This window comes from Nocardia sp. SYP-A9097, assembly GCF_009649815.1.
In the GTDB taxonomy this organism is placed as follows: Bacteria; Actinomycetota; Actinomycetes; order Mycobacteriales; family Mycobacteriaceae; genus Nocardia.
In genome coordinates this window covers 263,354-286,637 of record NZ_WJIC01000009.1, presented here as the reverse complement: position 1 = coordinate 286,637, position 23,284 = coordinate 263,354, and the positions used below count along the sequence as shown (strand labels likewise).

Genomic DNA, 23,284 nt, shown 5'->3' with positions numbered 1-23,284 from the left:
CGGGCCACCGCATCTCCACCGCCGAGGTCGAGTCCGCGCTCGTCGGTCACTCCGGTGTCGCCGAGGCGGCCGTGGTCGGCGCCTCGGATGAGACCACCGGCCAGGGCATTGTCGCCTTCGTAATCCTCACCGGCGAAGCCGAGAACACCGGCGACACTCTCATCAAAGACCTGAAAGCCGAAGTGTCCCGCGAGATCTCACCCATCGCCCGCCCCCGCGAGATCCACATCGTCCCCGAACTCCCGAAGACCCGTTCGGGCAAGATCATGCGCCGCCTACTCCGCGATGTGGCCGAGGGCCGCGAACTGGGTGACACCTCAACCCTGGTCGACCCCAAGGTATTCGAGGCGATCACCCGTCGCTGATCGCAGGTTCAGACAGCCTGCCGGTAAACCTTCCGCGCCACCAGAATCAGCGGAATCTGCAGCGGCAGACGAAGAATGGCCCCGGCCTTCATAGGCAGCGGCTTATTGCTGCCCACCCAATCGGCGGCCATCTTCACATTGCCGGGAAATACGCCGAGAAACAGCAGCATGGCGAGCAGTCCGCCCAGCCGCCGAGTCCGTGGTACCGCGATAGCCGTGGCCACCGCGAGTTCGGCGGCTCCGGACCCGAGCGTGTATACCCGTGCGGATCCCGGCAGCTGCGTTGGAATCAAGGCATCGAATGGTTTCGGCGCCACGAAATGCAATGTCCCCATTCCGAATAGAAATGCCGACAGCGCCGGCGCGGTACCCCGCCCGGAGCGTGGTAGTTCTGATCTCTCGCTCATACCGATGAGCGTACGGTCAGCTCATCCGGCGAGATCGTGACCGCGCCCGGGTCCCCCCGAATTCTGGTGGCTGACGAATCCGGTGCCGTTGCCGTCATACTCGATACGAATATTCGGTTGTGGGAAGAGGTGAGGGTCGGCCGTGGAGGCGCAGGAATCGGGGATACGCCGTATCGGGCTGGTCGAGGATCATGAGTCGGTGGCGATCGGGCTGGCGGCCATGCTGGCCCCGCAGGCCGATCTGGAGTTGGTGATCACCGCGGGCACAGTGGCCGAGTTGTTGTCGGCGAAACCGCGGCTGGACCTGGTGGTATTGGATCTGCGGCTGGCCGACGGATCCTCACCGGACGACAATGTGCGGGCCCTGCGTGAGCATGGTGCCGAGGTGCTGGTGTTCACCGGTGCGGACAATCCGTTCCTGGTACGCGAGGCCGCGCGGGCGGGTGTGCTCGGGGTGGTCCGCAAATCCGAGGATGTGCCGACCGTGGTGGCCGCGGTGCGCCGCGCCGCCCAGGGCGAACAGGTGGTGACCACGGATTGGGCCGCCGCCATCGACGGTGATCCGCAGCTGTCCAATGTCGGCTTGAGCCCGCGGCAGCAGCAGGTGTTGCAGCTGTACGCCTCGGGTGAGAAGGCTTCCCGGGTCGCGCGCATGACCAGTTTGTCCGAACAGACCGTCAATGACTACCTCGGCCGTATCCGGCAGAAGTATGCCGACGCGGGCCGTCCGGCCCCGACGAAAACCGATCTCTACAAGCGGGCCGTCGAGGACGGATGGTTGCCCGTGCCCGAGCGGCACCCGCGCGCATGACCGCGTCGGGCACGCTGGACTCCCCGCCCGCGACGCCTTCGATGTCCGCCTTCACCGGGTTCATACAGCGACTGCGGGGCGGATTGACCGTGCCGCAGGAGGATCCGGCCACCGCCGCCTACGACCGCATTATGCGTCGGCTCGGCATCTCGGTCGGTGTCGCCGGAATCATTGTGGGCGGCATGGAATTACCGGAGATCGCCGAACAGGGGCGGGTCGCCGCGACCTGGTGGACGATCACCGCCGTAATACTGGCCTTCGGCTGGTATCCGGTGCTCGCGGTGGTCTCCGCGCTGGCCGGTCCGCGTGCCATTCGCATTGTCTCCGGTTGTGCCGCACTGAGTTTCCTCGGCGCGTTCGCCACCATTCCATTCGCGCTGGATGTGCACTCGGTGGACGCCAGCACGGTATGGCCGTATCGGGTCACCGCGCTGGCGGTGACGGCGGGCGTGCTGGCCTGGCCCGCGCGCTGGGCGGTCAGCTATCTGCTGATCGCCTCCACCTCGGCGGCGCTGGCCTCGGTGTACACGGTCAGCACCGTCACCTCGCTCGGTGTGGTCGAAAACTTCCTGCGCGCAGCGGGATTGGCGGCACTGTTCGTCTGGTGCGGTACCGCGGCCACCGGAGCCGCCGCCAGAGTCGACCGGGAGTCGGCCATCGCCAGTCGCCGCGCGGCTGCCGCGGCGGCCGCGCAGGGCCGGGACCGCGAACGCGCGCGGTTCGCCGCGCTCATCCACGATGCCGTGCTCTCCACCCTGCTCGAGGCGTCCCGCGCCGGCACCCAATCCTCGGTACTGCGCCGGCAAGCCGAACGCACCCTCGAACAACTCGACGAATGCCGGGGCAACGACCGCGATCCCGATCTCCTGGACGCCCGCTCGGCCGTACTGTTCCTGCGCGCCGCCGTGCACGAGGTGAATCCGGGCATTCGCTTCGCCACCCGCACCTGGCCCGGCTACGACGATCTGCGCATGCCGGTGCACTCCGCCAGCACCATTGCCGCCGCGCTCACCGAGGCGGTGCGCAATAGCCTGCGGCACGCCCAGATAGCCGGACGCGATGTGCGGCGAATCGTCACCGCGACCGTCAGCGCGGGCAGTATCCGCATCGTATTCACCGATGACGGAGCGGGTTTCGACCTGGCACGGGTCTCCGCCGACCGGCTCGGTATCTCCATGAGCATTCTCGGGCGCATGCGCCAACTGGCCGGTGGCTCCGCGTTCGTCGAGTCACAGCCGGGGGAGGGCACGACCGTGACACTGGTGTGGGGTGGCGATGGTTCCCGTTGATTACCACGTAGCCGAATTGGACGCGCGCTTCGGATTGCGCGATCTGCTCGGCCTGCGCGGGCGCACCGCCTGGCTCTTCCTGCTCATTCTGGAAGCCACCATCGGGCTGTACATGCTGCGCAATTTCGGTGAATCGCCGCAGTGGGCGGCGCTGCTCAGCATGATGATCATCTTGAGCGCGGGTGCGCTGGTGATCGTCATGCCGGTGGATCCGCTGCCATTGCCGGTGTCCCTGTACGCGGCGGCGGCGGGACCATTGGCGACCGCGCTGACCGTTCTATTGCCCTCACCGGATCGGGCGCATCAATCGGTGTGGTCGGCGTTCGCGTCGTCATATGTATTGACTGTGCTGATACTACGCGGCCGGGCGCGGCTGGCATGGGCCGGTGTCGCGGCCGTCGCCGGCGTGATTCTGCTGGCCGGGCTCGGCGATCAACTCGAATCACGCACTGTCGTAGGCACTCTCGTGCCGATCGGGACCGTGGCGGCCATCTCGGTATTCGCGGCGGTCATGCGGCCCATGCAGCGTTCGCTGCTGCTGTTGCGTGAGGACGCCATGATTCGCGCCGCCGCCGAGGCCACCATGGCAGCCGCCGACGGTGAGCGGACGCGGCAGCTCTCGCGGCTGGATCGGGTGGCGCGGCCGATCCTCGAGCGCATTGCCGATGGCGCGGAACTCACTGCGGCAGAACGGGAAGAGTGCCGGCTGCTCGAGGCCGAACTTCGCGACGGGCTGCGCGCGCCACAGCTGGTCACCGATGAACTCAGTGGCGCGGCGCGCGGTGCGCGTACTCGGGGCGTGGAGGTCGTACTGCTGGACGACGGCGGTTTCGCGGGGGTTCCCGAGTGGGTGCGTCGGCGGGTAATCGATGCCGCCACAAGGGAATTGGATGCGGCCAATGCCGGATCGGTGACGGTGCGAGTACTGCCCCTCGGGCGTAGCGTGCTCGCCACCGTGCTCGCGTACGCGCCCGATCAAGATCGGCGGACCGAGATAGATACGGACGGCAAGGTCTGCGTCACCGACTGACGAGGGGCTCACTCCTCGGGGTTCTTGGGTTCGCGCGGCTCGCGGGGCATGTCCCAGCGGCCCGGGCCGCCCTTCTTCATCTGGTCGCGGAGTGCGCCTTGGACGGCGGTGGCCATCCAGGAGTTGAGGGATTGGCCGCTCTGGGCCGCGGCTTCCTCGGCGCGGGATTTGATCTGTTCGACCAGGCGCAGGGTGACGCGGCTGATATCGCCGGTCATCTCCTCGAAGGTGGGCTGGTGTTCTTCCTCGGCGGCCGCGGCCTTGCGTACATCGACATGCGCGTCGGTGCCGTCGATCGAGATGTGCACGGTGCGATCGCCGACGGCCGCGCTCACCTCGTTCGCAAGTTCGGAGAGTGCCGCGAGCAGTACCAATCTGGCCGAATTCTCGGTGGCTGCCGCCAGTGCCGCCGCGGTGGATTGTGTCTTCTCATCGCCGAGTGCGGCGGCCGCTATGAGGTTCTCGCGCAGCTGGGCGGTGTACTTATCGAGGTTCATGACACCAGTGTGCTGTCAAGAATGACGTCACGCAAGGAAACATCTGGCGTCACCGAGGGTGGGCGAGGCGAATCACCGTCGCCGCCCGGCCGGTTCGGGTATAACGATGCAAAAGGTGTTTCGATGACCGGGTAGCCTTCTGGCTATGACGAACGGTGAATCGACGCGAATCGAGCTGCGCGCGTCCGGCACAGTCGGTGTCGCGATGGTGACCCCCTTTACCGCCGAAGGCAAGCTCGATGTCGATGCCGGTGCAGCGCTCGCCGCTCGCCTGGTCGACGGCGGTGTCGACCTGCTCGCGATCTCCGGAACCACCGGCGAATCGCCCACCACCACCGAGTCCGAGAAGTTCGATCTGCTGCACGCCGTCGTCGACTCGGTCGGTGATCGCGCCACCGTTATCGCCGGTGTGGGCACCTACGACACCGCCCACAGCATCGAGCTGGCACGCGCCGCCCAGCGCGCGGGCGCGCACGGGCTGCTCGTCGTCACCCCGTACTACTCGCGTCCCACCCAGGACGGGTTGATCGCGCACTTCACCGCCATCGCGGACAGCACCGACCTGCCGGTCACGCTGTACGACATTCCGCCGCGCTCGGTCGTGGCCATCGCACCGGACACCATTCGGCGGCTCGCCGAGCACCCGCGCATCGTCGCGGTGAAGGACGCCAAGGGCGACCTGAACGCGGGCGCTGAGCTGATCGCCGAGACCGGACTGTCCTTCTACTCCGGCGACGACGGCCTCAACCTGCCCTGGTTGTCCGTCGGCGCCACCGGATTCATCAGCGTCATCGGGCATCTGGTGCCCGATCGTCTGCGTGCGCTCGCCACCGCTTACGCGGCCGGTGACGTGCAGCGGGCTCGTGAAATCAATGTCAGCATGATTCCGCTCAACCGGGCCATGGCCCGCCTGGGTGGAGTCGCCATGACCAAGGGCGCGCTGCGGCTGCTCGGGGTCGAAACAGGGGAGCCACGTTTGCCACAAATCATGCCCACCAGCGAGCAGCTCGCGGAACTCGCGGTTGATCTGCGAGCCGCGGGGGTGCTTGCATGAGCAGCCCCGAGGGACGTCGACCGCGTCGCACCGCATCCCGCGCCGCCGGGGCTCCGGCTCCGGTGCCGGAAACCGTTGCCGCACAGCCGAAGGCGGTGGAATCCAAGGCCGGCGGCGCGAGCGCTGCTGCCGCCGAGCCCAAGACCGCCGGTGATCAGGGCGTAGCGCCCGCCGCTGAAAGCGCCGCACCGCAGGAGACTCGCGCACGCGGCCGCAGTGGCAGTGCCCGGGGTGCGCGCAACGGTGCCGTCGCCGAGGCCGCACCGGCCAAGGCAGAGACCGCCGCGCCCGCACGGGCCCGGCAGGACGAGTCCGCGCCGCGTTCGCGTCAGGGTGAGCGGAATCGCAAGCCGGGCGGGCGTTCTCGCCAGGGTGGCGGCCGCAGCGACCGCTCCGAGACCACCGCGCAGCCGCGCGTCGAGCGGCAGAAGCTGAACCCGCCGCCGAAGCTCGCCAAGGGCGGCCTGCGCGTATTCGCGCTCGGCGGCATCGGTGAAATCGGCCGCAATATGACCGTTTTCGAGTACAACGGCAAGCTGCTCATCATCGACTGCGGCGTGCTGTTCCCCGAGGACCAGCAGCCCGGCGTCGACCTGATCCTGCCCGACTTCGGTCCCATCGAGGATCGCATCGAGGATGTCGAGGCCGTCATCCTCACGCACGGGCATGAGGATCACATCGGCGCGGTGCCGTTCCTGCTGCGTCTGCGGCGCGACATTCCGGTTATCAGTGCGAAGTTCACCCTCGCGCTGGTGGCGGCCAAGTGCCGTGAGCATCGGTTGCAGCCCAAGCTGATCGAGGTCACCGAGGGTCAGCGCACCCAGCACGGGTCGTTCGATTGCGAGTACTTCGCGGTCAACCACTCGATCCCGGATGCCATCGCCGTCGCGGTGCGCACACCCGCCGGCATGGTGCTGCACACCGGCGATATCAAGCTGGATCAGCTGCCCCTGGACGGCCGCCTCACCGACCTCGCGGGTTTCTCGCGCCTAGGTGATGAGGGTGTCGACCTGTTCCTGGTGGACTCCACCAATGCCGAGGTGCCCGGATTCGTCACGCCCGAGCGTGAGATCGGCCCGGTGCTGGACAATGTGATCGGCAAGGCCAAGGGCCGAGTCATCGTGGCCTCCTTCGCCTCTCACGTGCACCGCATCCAGCAGGTGGTGGAGGTGGCCCAGCGCTACGACCGCCGCATCTGCTTCGTCGGGCGCTCCATGGTCCGCAATATGCAGATCGCGCAGGACCTCGGCTACCTGAATGTGCCGGACGGTCTGGTCGTGGATATCGATCAGGCGGCGAATCTGCCGGTGCACAAGCTGGTGCTCATCTCGACCGGCTCGCAGGGCGAACCGCTGTCGGCGCTGTCGCGGATGGCGCGCGGCGATCACCGGCAGATCAATATCCGCCCCGATGATCTCGTCGTGCTGGCGTCCTCGCTGATCCCCGGTAATGAGAACGCCGTCTTCACCGTGGTGAACGGGCTGACCCGGATCGGCGCGACCGTCATCACCCAGCAGAACGCGAAAGTCCATGTCTCCGGGCATGCTTCGGCCGGTGAGCTGCTGTACCTGTACAACGCGGTGCGACCCACCAATGCCATGCCCGTGCACGGCGAATGGCGGCACCTGCGCGCCAATGCCGCGCTCGCGGTGGCGACCGGTGTTCCGGAAGAGCGCGTCATGCTCGCCGAGAACGGCGTCGTGGTGGACCTGGTGGACGGTATCGCCAGCATCACCGGTCGCGTGCCGGTCGGTCAGGTGTACGTGGACGGCCTCTCCGTCGGTGACGTCGGTGAGTCCACCCTCTCGGATCGCCTCGTGCTGGGGGAGGGCGGCTTCATCTCCATCACCGTCGCCGTCGACTCCACCACAGGAAAGGCCATCAGCGCACCGGACGTCACCGGCCGTGGCTTCTCCGATGACCCGGATGCCCTCGTCGACGCGCACGAACTCGTCGAGGCCGAACTCCGTCGCCTGGCCAGCGAGGGTGTCACCGACACCCACCGCATCGCCCAGAGCGTGCGCCGCGTGGTCGGCAAGTGGGTGGCGGACAAGTACCGCCGCCGTCCGATGATCGTTCCGACCGTCATGGGTGTCTGAGCCGAATAGCCAAGAGCCACAACGTAAGAGAGCCCGGCAGCTGGTGCTGCCGGGCTCTTTTGCATTCGCCTACTAACATACTTACATTGAAATATGCGCATTTAAACATTGAATTCGGGCATGGTCGGCATGCGGGCCTCGACAACCCTCGCGCTGCAAACAAATCCGCCCCGACAGACCGGCTGTCGGGGCGGAACCGCAAGCGTTACTTAGTTGTCCTGGCAGGCAGCCGAATCGAGCTTGGCGGCCTTCACAATGCTGCAGGCGAAGGCGTGGTCGACCTTCCAGTCGTTGCCGTCGGCGACGAAGGAGACGGTGGCCTTGTCGACGGGGGAGCCACCGATGGTGACCTTGGCGTCGGCCTTGATCTTCCCGGCGACCGGGTCGGGGACGTTGGTGATCTCGACCTTGACGTCGTTCTTCTTGGCGGCGTCGACCAGCTTGGCGACCAATTGCGGGTCCTGGCCGGCGTTTTCGATCCAGTTGATCTTGGTCTTGGCGTCGATGGCCGGATCGAACGCCTTGGTGAGCTTGTCGTTCAGCTCGGCGACGGTCGGCTTGGGCAGATCGGGCGCCGGGGTGGTGGACGGCGGTGCGCCGGTCTCCTTGGTGTCGTCGGTGGTGCCCTGGAACTTGTTGTTGGACGCGGCCGCACTCGTGGTGGTGGCCGGGCTGTCCGATTTGGTCTCACTGCTGCTGCAGGCGACCAGTCCGAACGCCGTCGCGGCCAGCGCCATGGCGGCGGTGGCGCGGAAGATGCTGTGCTTCAACGAATTTCTCCCCTGAATGGAATATTAGAGCTCGTAGCCCGTGGTGCAGTTCCAGTGAATGATGGTGGCGTCGGAGCTGTTCCGATTCAGCGCCTGCGTGCGCGCCGTGGAGCGCGAGTACGCCGCACCATAGGTGTAGAGACCGGCACGACGGGAGTAGGCAACCGCACCGCAACCGTTCGCGAAGCTGGCCACGACCCGGCAGTCGTCGAAGGTGCACGACTGCATCGCGCCGTCCTTCGCCGAATCGCGGTCGGAGTAGTCGTAGGAGTAGCCGATCCGACCGGTCGACGGCGACAGTGCGATGGCGCCGAAATTGTCGGTATAGGCCCCAGCCGGAGCCGCGGTGCCCACCAGCAGGGAGCCGACGGCCGCGACCATCACGGCGGCGCCACTGACGATCTTTTTCAAGGTGTTGCCCTTCTTGTACATGGGATCCATTCCCCTATGGACCGAGTGATCAAGCTACCGACCCGGATTCGCCGACGCCAACCCGCTTCGCGGCGGTGCATCTCGGAGGCGCCATGCAATGCGCCCGCCATCCGGTTAGGGTTGCCTTTATGAGTATGGCCCAACGCGAACGCCAGGCCCTGGTGCAGACCATGACCGCCGCCGGTCCGGACGCGCCCACCCTGTGCGGTACGTGGACGGTGCGAGATCTGGCCGCGCACTTGATCGTTCGCGAATCCCGCCCCGACGCCGCCCCCGGCATCATGCTGAAGCCCTTCGCCCCCTACCTCGACCGGGTGCAGCACAAGGTGGCGCAACGCCCCTTCCCGGAGCTGCTCGCCAAGATAGCGGGCGGCCCGCCGTGGTTCCTGCGCCCGGTCGACTCGCTGATGAACCTCACCGAAATGTATGTCCACCATGAGGACGTGCGCCGCGCCGAACCCGGTTGGGAGCCACGCGAACTCGCCGCCGCCGATGAGGACCGGGTCTGGAAAGTGCTGACGGGCTTGGCGCGCATGGCATATCGCAAATCGACGGTTACCGTCGCGCTCGCGACGCCGGACGGCCGGCGCACCATCGCGCACCAAAAAGGGGATCGCACCGTGGTGTTGGCGGGCAAGCCTTCCGAACTGCTCTTCCACGCTTTCGGCCGAAATGCCGTGCGGCTGGAGGCCACCGGCGAACCCGCCGATGTGGAGGCCGTGCACGCCCTCGATCGCAGCGTCTGACCTCCCGCCACCTGGGACGGAGATCCCAGACCGAGTGGCAACGGGACCGCCGGTCATGAAACGATCACGCGTCGATCGGTAATTTCTGTGATCGGCAGAAGCCCGTGGTGTGATGAGGTGGTAGGCAATGTCTTGGCAACTGGCGGTTCTCGGACCGGTCGAGTTGGTGTCGGATGGTGTCCCCACCCCGACCATGCCACCCAAGCAGCAGGCCGCCCTGGTCATGCTCGCCTTCGCCCGCGGGCGCACGGTCTCGATCGAGGAATTGGTCGACGGCATCTGGGGCGCGGACCGGCCCTCCTCCGCGGTCGGCGCGCTGCGTAATTACGCGTGGGCATTACGCAAGCATTTGGCGACCGAACCGGGCACGGTGCGACTCTCCTCGGAGTCGCGAGGGTATCGGCTCGAAGGTCTGCTCGAATTGGATCTCGACCGCATCGACCGCTGCCGCGCCGAAGCCGAGAAGGCCCGCGCGCAAGGGCAATTGGAGCAGGCCGACGCCGCGCTGCGGGGACTGCTGCGGCAGTGGCGGGGTGATCCGCTCAGCGGGGTGCCGGGTCCGTGGGCCGGAGCCGAGCGGGCGCGACTGCGGCGGCTGCGACATGTGCTGCGCGAGGACCTCATCGAGATCACCGTGCTGCGTGGCGATCATTCGCGCGCCGTCGCCGACCTGGAGGCGCTGATCACCGGTGATCCGCACAGTGAGCGGCTGCGCGGGCTCATGATGACCGCGCTCTATCGCGCGGGTCGTCGCACCGAGGCGCTGGAGGAGTATCAGCGGATTCGGCGACTGCTCGTCTCCGAACAGGGGATCGAACCCGGTCCGGCGCTATTGGAGCTGCATCGGCAGATCCTCGTCGACGAACTTCCCGTCGAGACAGCCAATGCCGCCACGCCGAAACCGGCGCAATTGCCGCCGGATACAGCCGATTTCACCGGTCGCCAGGAATTGGTGCGCGAGCTGTGCGCGGTGCTCGGTGACGCCGTCACCCCGATTGTCGCGATCTCCGGAATGGGCGGGGTCGGTAAGACCGCGCTGGCTCTGCATGTGGCACACCGGATTCGCGACCGGTACCCGGATGGGCAGCTCTATGTCGACCTGCACGGCGCGGGCACGGATCCGGCCGAACCCGAACATGTGCTGGGCGCGTTCCTGCGCGCGTTGAATGTGCCGCAGCGGGAGGTGCCCGCCGGAGTGGCCGAGCGGGCGGCACAGTTCCGGTCCGTGGTCAGTGGGCGGCGCATGCTGCTGGTACTCGACAATGCCTGTGACGCAGCGCAGGTCATGCCGCTGCTGCCCGGCGAGTCCGGGTGCGCGGTGCTGGTGACGGCCCGGCGGCCGTTGACCGCGTTGCCCGGGGTGCGTCAGGCCGCGCTGAAGGTGCTCGAAACCGATGAGGCGGCCGCGCTTTTCGCCCGCATTGTCGGATCGGCGCGGGTGGCCGCCGAGGCCGAATCCACCCGGCGGATTGTCGAGTTGTGCGGGCGGCTGCCCATGGCGGTGCGGATTGTGGCGGCCCGGGTTGCGGCCCGGCCGCAGTGGACAATCATCTCCGAGGCCGACCGGCTCGCCGCCGAACGCCATGACCTGGACCGTTTCCGGGCCGGGGACCTGGCGCTGACGGCGGCCTTCCGTGCCGGATACGAGCAACTTCCGGTCGAGGCCGCGCGTGCCTTCCGACTGCTCGCCGTCGCCGAACTTCCCGACCTGCCCCTGGCCGCCACCGCCGCGGTGCTGGACACCACCGAATCCCTCGCCGAAGACCTGTGTGAGGAGCTCGTCGACCGCGGCATGCTCGAAAGCGTCGGCCGTGGTCGCTACCACTATCACGACCTGATGCGGTTGTACGCCAGCGGTTTCCAGCGCGCGCATTCGCCGGTGGGAGAGCGCCCGCTCGGGTCCGCGGTGGCGGCCGCCGAACTTCCGCTCGCAGGCCAGCGCGCCGATACCGCGGTGGATGCCACCGCGCGGCTGCTCGATTACTACCTGGCGACCATGAAAACCGTGCTGCGCGTTCGGCATCCGGGGTTGCGGCTCGGGCTGGCCCCGACCGGGCATCCGGGCACCCGGCTCGCCGGTCTCGATACCACGCGCGATTTCCTGAATGTGGAGCGCCGCAATCTGATCGCGCTGTACCGGCTGGCGACCGCGGGTACGCGCGAGCATCGGGTGGTGGCCGCGGATCTGGCGTTGGCGGTGGCCGAGACCATGCTCGCCAGCGATGCCACCGTCGATATCGAGAAGGCGCTCGAAGAGTTGATCCGGGTCTGCGAGACCGACGGTAATCGGGTCTCCGCCAGTCGCGCCCGGTTGGCTCTGGTCTTCGCACTGGTCTCGGAATTCGGTGAACCCGAGCGCGCCGCGGAGCATGTGCGCAGGCTCTCCGAGGACGTCGACGCCGAGACCGAACCGTGGGTCGCCGGCACCTCGCATATCTTCGCGGGCATGCTCGGTATGCATCGGCAGGATCCCATGAGCGCGGTCGGCCACTTCGCCACCGCACTGCGCCTCTACCGGTTCGGCTCCAGCCCGGAATGCGTGCGCGTGGCGTATTCGGCGCTCTCCCGGGCGTATTCGGCCGCCGGACGCGATCGCGACTCGCTGGCCGCGGCCGCGCGCGCGGTCGTGTGTGACAGTCACCCGGGCGCGCGCCGGAATGTCATGTGGGCCTTGACCGAAGCCGCCGCGATCATCAGCAAACAGGGTGAGGCCGAACTCGGCACGCACCTGTTCGACGCCGCCCTGCGTGCCGCCCGCCGCGCCGGGTCCACCCGTTTCGAATCCGCCGTCCACTCCCGCGCCGCCCTGGTGCACTTCAGCGCGGGCCGTCTCCCGCAGGCCGCCGAGCACGCCGAACGCGCCGAAGCCACCCGCGACTCGCACCACCTGGACGTCCTGCACACCTACAACCTGCTGGTCCGCTATACGGCCCTGCGCCGCATGGGCCGCAATGTCGATGCCGCCGAGTGCTATCGCACCGCCGCCACCCAGATCCCCGACTTCGAGCAAGCCCTGACCCGCTGGGGCGCCGTCGCGACCCCCACCCCACTCCCCGCCAGACAGGAAGCGGTCCCCGCCGCCAGTTGACCTGATCCGTCGCCGTCCCCAGGTGACTCAGGTGCCGGCATGAGGCCCGGGGCGGCCATTGACGTTGCCTATCCCACATGGTTGTTGTGGGTGGGTCGAGTGTTGCGGATGGTCCGGGTGGTGCGTTTACGGCTAGCCTGGGGGTCATGCCAGGTAAGTCCCGCGGTACCGCAACGTCACGTTCGCGAGCGGGATCGACGCGGGGGCAGACTCCTGCACGATCCCGGGCGCGTACTCCGCGTGCCGCCGCGGGCGGTCGCACCGCGTCCGCCGGTCGCGTTCGCAGCCCCAAACGCCCCGCTCCGGCCCGGCGGCCCGCGCCGCGGCGCAGATCCGATACCGCTCCGCTGGCGGTGGTCACCCGCAGTGTGAGCAGAGGCTGGAACATGCTGGCGCGCGGGCTCGGCGCGAGTACACGGGCCTTGAGCCGGGCGGGGGAGATCGAGCACGGGCATCGGCGCGACGGAATCGCGCTGGGGCTGGTCGGTTTCGGGATCATCATCGCGGCGGCGGTGTGGTTGTCGGCGGGCGGGCCGGTCGGGCACGGGGTCGATGCCGCGGTTCGCGCGATCGCCGGATCCGCTTCGGCGGCATTGCCGTTCGTGACCATCGGTATCGCGGTGATTCTCATGCGCACCGAGGCACATCCGGAGATTCGGCCGCGACTTGTGCTGGGCGGCTTGCTGACCGGGCTTCCGGTGCTGGGCCTGTGGCATCTGGCGTCGGGTGCGCCGACGGATTCGCATGGTCGCGCACATGGGGCCGGATTCGTCGGCTATGTCATGGGCGGTCCGCTGCGGGACGGTCTCAGTGGCTGGCTGGCGGTGCCACTGCTGTTGCTGGCCATCGGATTCGGGCTGCTGCTGCTCACCGGCACCACCGTGCGCGAGGTCCCGGACGCGCTCCGCGAGATCTTCGGCACCGATAGTCGCGGTGACGAGTACGAAAGCTACTCCGACGAACCCGGCCTCTACGATCCCGCCGACTATGACGAGGACGGTTTCCCGCGCCATGAGGGTGTGAAGTCGCGTCGTCGCGGTCGCAGCCCGGCGGAGAACTATCCGCCCGACGAGTTCGGCGGTTCGGACGCGGTCACCGAGATCATCGGTGAGCCGCCGCTGCAGGACGCCAAGGAGATCGCGGCCGAGGAGAAGCCGAAAGCCAAGCCGCGCAAGGCTCCGCCGAAGGTCGTCGACCAGACCCCGCCGCCTCCGCCGCCGCAGCAGTTGGAGTTCGTCACCGAGCGGGAGGTGGACGGCGACTACAACCTGCCACCGCTGTCCCTGCTCACCGATGGCGAACCGCCCAAGAAGCGCAGCGCCGCAAACGAATCCATGATCGAGGCCATTACCGAGGTACTGGTCCAGTTCAAAATCGATGCCGCCGTAACGGGTTTCGTGCGGGGCCCGACGGTTACCCGCTACGAGGTGGAGCTCGGTCCCGGTGTGAAGGTCGAGAAGATCACCGCGCTGGCCCGCAATATCGCCTACGCGGTGGCGACCGAGAATGTGCGCCTGCTCGCGCCTATTCCGGGCAAGTCGGCGGTCGGTATCGAAGTCCCCAATGCCGATAGGGAATTGGTGCGCCTGGCCGATGTGCTCAAGGCGCCCTCGACCCGAAATGACCACCACCCCTTGGTGATCGGCCTGGGCAAGAACATCGAGGGCGAGTACCTGTCGGCGAACCTGGCGAAGATGCCGCACCTGCTGGTGGCGGGCTCCACCGGCTCCGGTAAGTCCAGTTTCGTGAACTCCATGCTGATTTCGCTGCTGCACCGGGCGACCCCCGATGAGGTCCGCATGATCCTCATCGACCCCAAAATGGTGGAACTCACACCGTACGAGGGCATTCCGCATCTGATCACCCCCATCATCACCCAGCCGAAGAAGGCCGCCGCCGCGCTGGCCTGGCTGGTGGAGGAGATGGAGCAGCGGTATCAGGACATGCAGGCCAACAAGGTTCGCCATATCGACGACTTCAACCGCAAGGTCAAGTCCGGCCAGATCACCACTCCGCTCGGCAGTGAACGCGTCTACCGGCCGTACCCGTACATCCTGGCGATCGTCGACGAGCTCGCCGACCTCATGATGACCGCGCCCCGCGATGTGGAGGACGCCATCGTCCGCATCACCCAAAAGGCCCGTGCCGCGGGCATTCACCTGGTCCTGGCCACCCAGCGCCCCTCCGTCGACGTGGTCACCGGCTTGATCAAGACCAACGTGCCGTCCCGATTGGCCTTCGCCACTTCATCTTTGACCGACTCCCGAGTAATCCTCGACCAGCCCGGCGCGGAAAAACTCATCGGCATGGGCGACGGCCTGTTCCTCCCCATGGGCGCCAGCAAGCCGACCCGTCTCCAGGGTGCCTTCATCTCCGATGAGGAAATCCAAGCCGTAGTCGATTTCGCCAAAACCCAAGCCGAGCCCGACTACCAAGAGGGCATCACCGCCGCCAAGCCCGGCGAGAAGAAGGACGTCGACGCCGACATCGGCGACGATCTCGACCTCCTGCTGCAAGCCACCGAACTGGTCGTCACCTCCCAATTCGGTTCCACCTCAATGCTGCAACGCAAACTCCGAGTCGGCTTCGCCAAGGCCGGCCGCCTCATGGACCTGATGGAGACCAGGGGAGTGGTCGGCCCCTCGGAAGGCTCCAAAGCCCGAGACGTCCTCATCAAACCGGACGAACTCGACGGCCTGCTGTGGACCATCCGAGGCGGCGACGGCACACCCCCGGACTCGGATTCAACAGACTCCGACGACTGAGGCCCGGCCCGCGCGACTACGGCTGATACCGCATCAGCCAGGTCCGCGGGCCGACTCGCGGCTCATCGAGCACGCTGGTGACTTCGAATCCGAACTGCTCGTAGAACGAAACATTCTCGGGCGCAGTGGTCTCCAAATGGGCGGGCAGCCCGTCGGCATGACACCGCGCCAGCCCCGACTCCACCAAATCCCGCCCGAACCCGCGGCCGCGCATATCCGCCCGCGTGCCGATCGCATTCAAATGCCAATGGTGCTCGGCGATCTGCGCGGCGGAATGCATCTGCGAGTACAGCGTCGGCGGCCGGCTACGCCAGCCGTTGAGCCGCCAACTCCGCACGTGATCGGTGACGGTCATATTCGCCACCTGATGCGACCCGAACCACAGCGCACACCCCGCCACCACCCCGGCCCCATCCACCGCGACCTCGATCCCATTGCTCAGCGAATAAGCCAGCCAAGCCTGCGACTCGAACCCCCGCTGCGCCTTCGCCGCCCGTGACTTGATCTTCGGATACAACCACGGCATCAACGGATCATCCGCCAGCGCCCGCCCCAACACCCGGCTCACCACCGGAATATCCCCCGGACTCCCATACCGCACCGTCCCACGCGAAACTCCCACCCGCGTGATGCTAATGCAGCGGATTTACTCGTTACTGCGCGAGACTCGAGCTGGGGTGCTGGTTACCGGGCAGGAGGCTGGGATGGTCACGGGTGGTGCGGCGGCGGCGCGCAAGGATATGACGCTGGTTCGGGGCGGTGAGTTCGCGATGGGTTCGCTGGATTTCTTTCCCGAGGAGCAGCCCGTATGCGAGGTGTCGGTCGAGCCGTTCTGGATCGATATTCACCCGGTGACGAATGCGGCGTTTCGCCGGTTCGTTCGCGAGACCGGGTATGTGACGGTGGCCGAGCGGGAACTCGACCCGGCTGACTTCCCCGGAGCCGATCCCGCGGAGCTGGTGCCGGGCGCACTGGTGTTCCGTCGCACGAGTGGCCCGGTGCCCCTTGATGATTGGCGGCGGTGGTGGAGTTATGTCCCGGGGGCGAGCTGGCGCCATCCCGGTGGGCCGGGCACGAATCTGGATGGGCGCACCCGGCACCCGGTGACCCAGGTTTCGTATGCCGACGCCGTCGCGTATGCCGGGTGGGCGGGCAAAACCCTGCCGAGCGAAGCACAGTGGGAGTTCGCCGCCCGCGGCGGTCTGAATGCGGCAACTTTTTCGTGGGGTGAGGAATTCGCGCCGCGCGGCAGGCGGATGGCCAACACCTGGATGGGCCGGTTCCCGTGGGAGTTCCTGCCCGGCAAAGGCCAAACCGGACAGCCGGGCACGACCAAGGTCGGCACCTATCCACCCAACGGGTACGGGTTGTTCGATGTGGCCGGCAATGTGTGGGAATGGACCACTGATCACTTTCGCCCCGATCATCGAAAACCGGCGGGCTCGTGCTGCGCGCCGAGCAACAATCCGGACGCGATAGCCGATGGTGAGCGGTTCGAGCGCCGGGTGATCAAGGGCGGGTCGTATCTGTGCGCGCCGAACTATTGCCTGCGGTACCGCCCCGCCGCCAGGCAGAGTCAATCCGAGGACACCGCCACCTGCCATATCGGGTTCCGCTGCGTTTCGCGCGACTGATCGCATTGCGATTCGCCGTAACGGGAGATTTGCTATCAACTCGGCAACATTCTGCGGAAGAGCAAATGCGACTGCATAGTCTGCCTCAATGGGTGTCGATGACGAGCAGTCCTCTTCCGAGCATTCCGGGTCCGATCAGCACTCCAAGCGGGGCGGGTTTTCCAGGCGGTCGATGCTGGGCGGCTTCGCGGCCGCGGGCATGGGAGCCGCAGCGATCCCGCTGATCGCCGCGTGCGGCGACTCCAAGAGCGACGGTCCGCCCGGATACGGCACCGGGATCGATGACGGGTTCGACGGCAAGGTCGAACTCGATGTGCGTGACTCCACGCCCGACTGGGGTCCCTTCGAAGTCAAGAAGGCCCCCGAGGGCGCGCCCAATGTCCTGGTGGTGCTCTACGACGACACCGGCTTGGCGTCGTGGTCGCCCTACGGCGGCCGGATCGAAATGCCGGTCATGCAGCGGCTCGCCGACAACGGCCTCATGTACACCCAGTGGCATACCGCAGCATTGTGTTCGCCCACTCGGTCCTGCATGCTGACCGGCCGCAATCATCATGTGAACCGTTTCGCGTCGATTACCGAGGGCACCACCGGATATCCCGGTGCGGCAGGCCGTCTGCCCGCGGAGTGCATGACGGTCGGACAAGTACTGCAGAGCAATGGCTACAGCACATTCTGGTTGGGCAAGAATCACAATGTGCCCGTGGAGGATGTCTCCAGCGGTGGCGCGAAATCGGAGTGGCCACTGTCGAAAGGCTTCGACCGCTTCTACGGATTCCTCGGCGGCGAAACCAGTCAGTGGTACCCGGACCTGGTGGAGGACAACAGGTTCATCGAACAGCCCTACAGCCCGGAGCAGGGCTACCACCTGTCGAAAGACCTCGCCGACAACGCTATTCGGATGCTGCGTGACCAGCGGTCCACCAATCCGTCCAAGCCCTGGTACATGTGGTTTTGTCCGGGGGCCAATCATGCACCGCACCAGGGACCGACCGAATACGCCGACAAGTACAAGGGCAAGTTCGACGACGGCTATGAGGCGTATCGGGACTGGGTGCTGGCCCGCATGATCGACAAGGGTGTGATGCCGAAAGGCACTGCCCTGACTCCGCTGAACCCGATGCCCGCGGATATGGCAAACCCGGCGGATGCCGTGCGGCCGTGGAATTCTCTCAATCCCGATGAGAAGCGGTTGTTCTCGCGGATGGCCGAGGTGTTCGCGGGATTCTCCGAGTACACCGACGCGCAGGTCGGGCGGATTGTCGACTTCCTGGAACAGACCGGCCAAATGGACAATACCGTGATTTTCTACTGTGCCGACAACGGAGCCTCCGGCGAAGGAACCCCGAACGGTTCGGTCAACGAGAACAAATTCTTCAACGGCTACCCGGACGACCTCGCCGAGAACATGCGTTATCTCGACCGATTGGGCACCCCCGACACCTACAACCACTACCCGACCGGTTGGGCCGCAGCGTTTTCCACACCGTTCCAGATGTTCAAGCGCTACTCGCAGTTCTCCGGCGGAACCTGCGACCCGCTGGTTGTCCACTGGCCCAAGGGAATCAAGGACAAAGGACAGATACGGCACCAGTACCACCACGCGACGGATATCGTGCCGACCATTCTCGACGTGGCCGGAGTGTCGATGCCGGAGGAATACCGTGGCATTAAACAGTATCCGCTCAATGGTGTTTCGATGCGATACAGCTTCAACGACGCGGGCGCCGCTACCACCAAAAAGCGCCAGTACTACGCCATGTTGGGCACCCGCGGTATGTGGGTGGACGGCTGGAAAGCCTCCGTCCTGCATGCGCCGCTCAGCAATAAGGGCCACTTCGGTGATGACAAGTGGGAGCTGTACCACGTCGATGAGGATCGTTCCGAATCCAAGAATCTCGCCGCCGAGCATCCCGACAAACTCCAGGAACTGATCGACACGTGGAACGAGGAGGCCAAGGACAATTTCGTGCTGCCGTTGGATGATCGTTCCGCGGTGGACCTGATCGGTACCGAGCGCCCGCAGTCCGAACCGCCTCGGGACCACTACGTCTACTACCCCGACGCCGCGCCGGTTCCGGAGAGTGTCGCGGTCAATATCCGCGGTAAGTCCTACAAGGTCCTCGCCACCGTCGAAATCACGCCGGAGGCACAGGGAGTCCTCTTCGCGCACGGCTCCAGATTCGGCGGGCACACCCTGTTCGTCAAGGACGGTGCCCTGCACTATGTCTACAACTTCCTCGGCATCGCGCCGGAGCAGGACTTCGTATCCCCGCCGCTGACACCGGGCAAACACACCCTCGGTATGGAATTCACCCGTGAGAACGCCGGGCAACACGGTGAATCCCTGGGCACCACAACCCTTTACGTGGATGGCCAACCGGTCAACAAGAATGCCATGCGTGCCCAGAGCGGCAATTTCTCTCTCACCGGAGATGGATTATGCGTCGGATTCGACAGCGGCGACGCGGTGTCCCACCAATATCGAACCCCCGGCACCTTCACCGGTGGCACCATAGCGAGCGTCACGATCGACACCAGCAGTAAATCCTTCACCGACCTGCAGAAGGACGCCGCCGCCACGATGGAGACCAACTAGGCGTTCCCAGCTCGACCGGCATCGGCGTCCTGGATACGCCTCAGCTGTGCTCGGCTGCGGCGAGTTGGTCGATGACCCAACCGATCGCGGCCGGGTTGCTGACGATCCCTATGTGGTCTACCGAGCCCGGGTGCAGGTCCTGGATGTATTGGTTGGTGACTCCGGGCTCGGTGATGAAGGAGGCGGGTCCGGCCGGGGTGGCGATGAAGTCATCGCGGGACGCCAGTACCGCGTAGCGGACCCCGGGCTGGGCGATCGGACCGTTGTTCAGCCCGCGCATGAAGTTCGATCCGGTTTGCAGGTCGACGCAGGCGCCGCAGAAGAGCGGCAGTACCACGGAGTTGACGATATCCCGAAGCAGCGGAACCTGACTCACCAGATTGACCAGGCCGGACATGGTGGTGCCGTGGGTGACGGGGGAGAGCAGGATCTCCGAATGCACGGTGGCGGCGTGGCCCAGATTCTTGGCGTAGTACTCCGCGATGGAGCCGCCCTGGGAATGGCCGACCAGATCCACCGTGGTCGCGCCCGTCGCCGTTCGCACACGCTCGATGAAGCCGGCGACCTCGACTGCGGAGTCGGCGATGGGTGCGACGCCACCCATCGGCATTCCCGGCGCGGTTCCGAAGGTCAGCGAGTACGAGCAGTATCCGTTGTCGGAAAGCTTGGCGGCCAACGACTTCCACGATTCCGCCATGGACATGGTGCCGTGAATCAGGATCACCGGTCGCGGATGCGCCGCGGACGGCGTGCAGGGTGTGATGGTGCCGGGCTCAGCGGCACTCGCCGGGGCCGGAGCGGCCACCGCGAGTCCGGTAAGCGCCATCACCGCCGCCGCGGTGGCCAGCCCGGCCCGCCGCATCGAGACCGAAACCCGTTGTGCGATATCCGTTCCAAGCTGTCGGCGCACCCCGAGAGGAGTTGAAGTGGAATCCTTGCTTACGACTGCTGCGCACATACTGCCTCTTTGCTTGGATGGCGTCGATCACAGGCAGCGTAGGGATCTCGTCGCACATCGTCACTGTCGCGCCGCGACAGCAATTGCGTGCCAACTGTGTTCACGCAACAGTGACAGCGCAGTCTCGATGGGATTCTCAGTGCCGTTGGCAGGGCGGAGTGAACGGCCGGTTCCCGGCATAGTCATGCCAGAGTGCGGGGGTCAGGGCGGTGGTGGTGAGGTCGCAGATGCGGCGCTCGGCGTGTGTCACATCCAAGTCCAGGACCAGCATCAGGCCCTTGATGCCGGTGGCGAGCAGGTACCCGGTTACGGGCACGAAGGTGACAGCGCCATTGCGGTCCACCGCGCCCGCCGCCACGATCGACGGTCCGAAGGGTTTGAGGTGGTCGAGGTCGGCAGGGTTCCGGTGAAGCAGGTGCCCATCGGGTTGACGCACCTGGCTGGGCCATCGCGCAGGGGTGAGCCGAGGGGTTCGGGTGCGTTCGGGCGAGGGTCCGCCCATCCGGGCTGAACGCGAGATGGACCGCCTTCGTGCCGCTCTCGACGGCTGGACCGAAAGCATTGGGATGCAATGGGTTCGAGACATCCCACAGTCGCAGCCTGCCCTCGGTGCCGACGGCGAGAATTCGCCCCTGCGGGCTGAAGGCGACCGATGAGATCGGCGCGGAAAAGCTCTCGGGGATCGCGGCGGCATGCGCGGGATCCGCGATCTCACGCAGCAGCACCTTCGCATCGGAGCCGGCCGATGCCAGCAGCACCCCATCGGGCGATATGGCGACCTGGTTGACCCGATTGCCATGGCCGCTCAATGTCGTTGCCAGCGGCAGGGTTTGGAAGCGGAGCAGTCGGGAAGCGATATCCGGATCGGCGGCGCGCAGGCGGTACGCGGCCATGACCAGCTGCGCGGACAGGGACGGATCCGAGCCCTCCATACCCTCGGCCTTGGACAGCAGCGAAGCCACGAGCTCATCGGTACTGCGCTGGGCCGCGAGTGCGCTGTTCTGCCCGGCCTGATTCGATTTCCAATAGAACAGGCCCGCCAATATGAGCACGACCACCGCGGTCAGCGCGGCGGCCACCTTCAATCGGTGTGCCCGGCGGTCGCGGCGGTCCCGCTCGGCCTCGGCGGCGGCCGGGAATTCCGCCGCCGGTGTCCCGGATCCACTGTCGCCCACTTGGTTTCGTATCTCGACCAATCGGGACGTGGAGTACAGGCGTGATGCCGGGCGGCCCGCCCGCGACCAGTCCGCGGCGTCCGTGTTCACGCGTTGACGCTCGAGCACGCCGACTCGATCCTCATCGATCCAATCGCGTAACCGCCGCCAATCGTCGAGCACGATCTCATGCGTCAGGTAGGCGGTGTCCTTCTCCAGGGTGACCAGGCGACTGGTGGCGAGTACATCCAAGACGACATCGGCTTCGGTTGTAGTCGAGGCGATTTCGTCGCGCGAGGCGATGCGGCGGGTGTCCTTGGTATCGCGGCCCGCATTGACCAGCGCCAGCAGAATGTTCTTCGCGGCGGCTCGCTGTGTCTCGGTCAGCTCGGCCCACGCGGTCTCGGCGGTGGTGGTGACCGAACCGCGGACGCCGCCCGCCTCGCGATATCCGGCGAGAGTCGGCTTGCGGCCCTTGCGATGTCGCCAGGTCGCCGCCATCACATGTGAGAGCAGCGGCAGCAGGCTCGGATCGTAGGTGCGCCGCTCGGTCGCGTCGGCGCCCTCACCCATACCGCACAGGTCATTGATGATCAGTTCGAGCAGGCCGTTTTCCAGTGTGCAGCCCGCGACCTCGGCGGGGCGCGTCACGGCTCGGGTGAGTTCACCGCGGTTCATCGGGCCCAGCAGATAACTGCGCTCGGCCAGGGTGTCCAACAGTGCGGGGTATTCCATGCAGCGTGCGTAGAAGTCGGCGCGGACGGCGATGATGACGGTGGTCGGCGGTCCGTCCTGCGCGCGCAGCGAATCCAAGGTTGCCAGGAATTCTGTTCGCTCCCTGTCGGATTCGCGGCTGGTGAACAATTCCTCGAACTGATCTACGACGAGCAGCCGGTGTTCTTCTTCGCCCCAGACGATGTTCGTGAGATCGTGCGCCGAGGTTCGGCTCGGCGTCACCGTGCGAATACTCCAGTTCCGGGTTTCCAGCGCTGCGGCCACTCCCGCGGCAACCAGTGACGACTTTCCCGCGTCGGACGCACCAACCAGCGCGACCAGTTGGCCTTCATTGGAATCGATGAGTGTGAGCAGCTCCGTCGTGGCCTGTTCACGACCGGAGAACAGTTCGAAATCCGTCTGCCGATATTCGGTCAACCCCGGATACGGGCAGCGCGTCGATGCCGTCGCATCCCGCCTCTCCCGGATACACCTGTCCCACAGCCATTTCCACTGTTGTTCGTTCATCAACTCAGGCGCGGCGGGACGCCCGGATTCGCGAACATATCTGCGCAATACCGACAGCACCGGCTCGAACGTCTCCCACCTGGCCGGTATCGCGCGGCCGGTCCGCCAATCGCTGATCCGCTGAATGGGAACCGCCTCGCCGTGCCCCGGTAGCCGGCCGGTCGCCCGCGACAACGCCTCCAACTTGGGATTTCCGGCGGCCTCATACAACCGGCTGAAACGTTGCAGGAAAACAATTCTCGGTGAAATGCGTGGTTCGGCGTCACCCGATGCTGCCACCGTCGCCCCCTCAAATCTGCCGGCGAGCCTCTCCATGGTCCGCCGAACCCCGCTGCACCACAACC

Annotated in this window: 17 protein-coding genes and 1 pseudogene; 11 read left to right on the top strand and 7 right to left on the bottom strand. The window is 66.3% G+C overall.

Translation table 11 applies throughout. From position 1 onward, the window contains the following. Nucleotides 1–365, top strand: a pseudogene (locus tag GFY24_RS20680) (acetyl-coenzyme A synthetase); the annotation flags it as partial. An 8-nt stretch (nt 366–373) separates the two neighbouring features. Here GFY24_RS20680 and GFY24_RS20675 read toward each other — a convergent pair. Further along, on the bottom strand, nt 374–772 hold the full coding sequence (locus GFY24_RS20675) for a hypothetical protein (protein WP_153806692.1): 399 nt from the start codon (nt 770–772) through the stop codon (nt 374–376). Nucleotides 773–914: 142 nt separating this feature from the next. On the opposite strand from GFY24_RS20675, the gene GFY24_RS20670 reads away from it, so the two are divergent. The 3 genes from GFY24_RS20670 to GFY24_RS20660 are packed head-to-tail and all read left to right on the top strand — an operon-like array spanning nt 915 to nt 3,902. After that, nucleotides 915–1,583 (top strand): response regulator transcription factor, encoded by a 669-nt coding sequence (locus GFY24_RS20670; RefSeq protein ID WP_309231094.1) that lies wholly within the window; start codon nt 915–917, stop codon nt 1,581–1,583. Continuing rightward, nucleotides 1,580–2,872, top strand: a complete 1,293-nt coding sequence (locus tag GFY24_RS20665; protein ID WP_153806691.1) for a sensor histidine kinase — start codon at nt 1,580–1,582, stop codon at nt 2,870–2,872. Before GFY24_RS20670 ends, GFY24_RS20665 begins: the two co-directional genes overlap by 4 nt. Next, a complete protein-coding gene (locus GFY24_RS20660) occupies nt 2,859–3,902 on the top strand; it encodes a hypothetical protein (protein ID WP_153806690.1) in 1,044 nt (347 codons plus the stop codon). The genes GFY24_RS20665 and GFY24_RS20660 overlap by 14 nt, the downstream gene beginning before the upstream one ends. An 8-nt stretch (nt 3,903–3,910) precedes the next feature. Here the strand turns inward: GFY24_RS20660 and GFY24_RS20655 are convergent, their stop codons facing one another. Beyond that, nucleotides 3,911–4,399: a hypothetical protein gene (locus GFY24_RS20655; RefSeq protein WP_153806689.1), complete on the bottom strand. Its 489-nt coding sequence runs from the start codon at nt 4,397–4,399 to the stop codon at nt 3,911–3,913. A gap of 145 nt (nt 4,400–4,544) precedes the next feature. Here GFY24_RS20655 and dapA point away from each other — a divergent pair, with 145 nt between their 5' ends. After that, nucleotides 4,545–5,453, top strand: a complete 909-nt coding sequence (gene dapA / locus GFY24_RS20650) for a 4-hydroxy-tetrahydrodipicolinate synthase (RefSeq protein WP_153806688.1) — start codon at nt 4,545–4,547, stop codon at nt 5,451–5,453. Continuing rightward, on the top strand, nt 5,450–7,552 hold the full coding sequence (locus GFY24_RS20645) for a ribonuclease J (protein WP_153806687.1): 2,103 nt from the start codon (nt 5,450–5,452) through the stop codon (nt 7,550–7,552). Before dapA ends, GFY24_RS20645 begins: the two co-directional genes overlap by 4 nt. 209 nt (nt 7,553–7,761) lie before the next feature. Here GFY24_RS20645 and GFY24_RS20640 read toward each other — a convergent pair whose 3' ends face one another. Both GFY24_RS20640 and GFY24_RS20635 read right to left on the bottom strand, forming a co-directional pair. Next, entirely contained in the window at nt 7,762–8,322 is a 561-nt protein-coding gene (locus GFY24_RS20640) for a hypothetical protein (RefSeq protein ID WP_153806686.1), read from the bottom strand. Between the two features lie 24 nt (nt 8,323–8,346). After that, nucleotides 8,347–8,754, bottom strand: coding sequence for a DUF4189 domain-containing protein (locus GFY24_RS20635; protein WP_194852950.1), 408 nt, complete (start codon nt 8,752–8,754; stop codon nt 8,347–8,349). Between the two features lie 128 nt (nt 8,755–8,882). Here GFY24_RS20635 and GFY24_RS20630 point away from each other — a divergent pair, with 128 nt between their 5' ends. From GFY24_RS20630 to GFY24_RS20620, 3 genes are all read left to right on the top strand, one after another. Further along, a complete protein-coding gene (locus GFY24_RS20630; protein WP_153806684.1) occupies nt 8,883–9,500 on the top strand; it encodes a TIGR03085 family metal-binding protein in 618 nt (205 codons plus the stop codon). Nucleotides 9,501–9,627: 127 nt separating this feature from the next. Continuing rightward, nucleotides 9,628–12,588, top strand: a complete 2,961-nt coding sequence (locus GFY24_RS20625; RefSeq protein WP_153806683.1) for an AfsR/SARP family transcriptional regulator — start codon at nt 9,628–9,630, stop codon at nt 12,586–12,588. Between the two features lie 146 nt (nt 12,589–12,734). Then, nucleotides 12,735–15,353: a DNA translocase FtsK gene (locus GFY24_RS20620; RefSeq protein WP_153806682.1), complete on the top strand. Its 2,619-nt coding sequence runs from the start codon at nt 12,735–12,737 to the stop codon at nt 15,351–15,353. Between the two features lie 16 nt (nt 15,354–15,369). Here the strand turns inward: GFY24_RS20620 and GFY24_RS43380 are convergent, their stop codons facing one another. Then, a complete protein-coding gene (locus GFY24_RS43380; RefSeq protein ID WP_153806681.1) occupies nt 15,370–15,975 on the bottom strand; it encodes a GNAT family N-acetyltransferase in 606 nt (201 codons plus the stop codon). 82 nt (nt 15,976–16,057) lie between these two features. On the opposite strand from GFY24_RS43380, the gene GFY24_RS20610 reads away from it, so the two are divergent. Continuing rightward, nucleotides 16,058–16,987 carry a formylglycine-generating enzyme family protein gene (locus tag GFY24_RS20610; RefSeq protein WP_228566476.1) on the top strand — a complete coding sequence of 310 codons (930 nt, stop codon included), beginning with the start codon at nt 16,058–16,060 and terminating at the stop codon, nt 16,985–16,987. An 88-nt stretch (nt 16,988–17,075) separates the two neighbouring features. Further along, a complete protein-coding gene (locus tag GFY24_RS20605) occupies nt 17,076–19,586 on the top strand; it encodes an arylsulfatase (protein WP_228566475.1) in 2,511 nt (836 codons plus the stop codon). 40 nt (nt 19,587–19,626) lie between these two features. On the opposite strand, the gene GFY24_RS20600 is transcribed toward GFY24_RS20605, so the two are convergent. After that, nucleotides 19,627–20,544, bottom strand: coding sequence for a triacylglycerol lipase (locus GFY24_RS20600; protein ID WP_153806680.1), 918 nt, complete (start codon nt 20,542–20,544; stop codon nt 19,627–19,629). Between the two features lie 182 nt (nt 20,545–20,726). Next, nucleotides 20,727–23,219, bottom strand: coding sequence for a hypothetical protein (locus GFY24_RS43375; RefSeq protein ID WP_194852949.1), 2,493 nt, complete (start codon nt 23,217–23,219; stop codon nt 20,727–20,729). Between the last annotated feature and the right edge of the window lie 65 nt (nt 23,220–23,284).

Bases quoted from the DNA above. Each gene is read 5' to 3' on its own strand.
- GFY24_RS20660 (WP_153806690.1), top strand. From the start codon at position 2,859: ATGGTTCCCGTTGATTACCACGTAGCCGAATTGGACGCGCGCTTCGGA.
- GFY24_RS20630 (WP_153806684.1), top strand. From the start codon at position 8,883: ATGAGTATGGCCCAACGCGAACGCCAGGCCCTGGTGCAGACCATGACC.
- GFY24_RS20665 (WP_153806691.1), top strand. From the start codon at position 1,580: ATGACCGCGTCGGGCACGCTGGACTCCCCGCCCGCGACGCCTTCGATG.
- GFY24_RS20655 (WP_153806689.1), bottom strand. From the start codon at position 4,399: ATGAACCTCGATAAGTACACCGCCCAGCTGCGCGAGAACCTCATAGCG.
- GFY24_RS20600 (WP_153806680.1), bottom strand. From the start codon at position 20,544: ATGTGCGCAGCAGTCGTAAGCAAGGATTCCACTTCAACTCCTCTCGGG.
- GFY24_RS20610 (WP_228566476.1), top strand. From the start codon at position 16,058: ATGGTCACGGGTGGTGCGGCGGCGGCGCGCAAGGATATGACGCTGGTT.
- GFY24_RS20675 (WP_153806692.1), bottom strand. From the start codon at position 772: ATGAGCGAGAGATCAGAACTACCACGCTCCGGGCGGGGTACCGCGCCG.
- GFY24_RS20605 (WP_228566475.1), top strand. From the start codon at position 17,076: ATGGGTGTCGATGACGAGCAGTCCTCTTCCGAGCATTCCGGGTCCGAT.
- GFY24_RS20635 (WP_194852950.1), bottom strand. From the start codon at position 8,754: ATGTACAAGAAGGGCAACACCTTGAAAAAGATCGTCAGTGGCGCCGCC.
- GFY24_RS20620 (WP_153806682.1), top strand. From the start codon at position 12,735: ATGCCAGGTAAGTCCCGCGGTACCGCAACGTCACGTTCGCGAGCGGGA.
- GFY24_RS20625 (WP_153806683.1), top strand. From the start codon at position 9,628: ATGTCTTGGCAACTGGCGGTTCTCGGACCGGTCGAGTTGGTGTCGGAT.
- GFY24_RS20645 (WP_153806687.1), top strand. From the start codon at position 5,450: ATGAGCAGCCCCGAGGGACGTCGACCGCGTCGCACCGCATCCCGCGCC.
- dapA (WP_153806688.1), top strand. From the start codon at position 4,545: ATGACGAACGGTGAATCGACGCGAATCGAGCTGCGCGCGTCCGGCACA.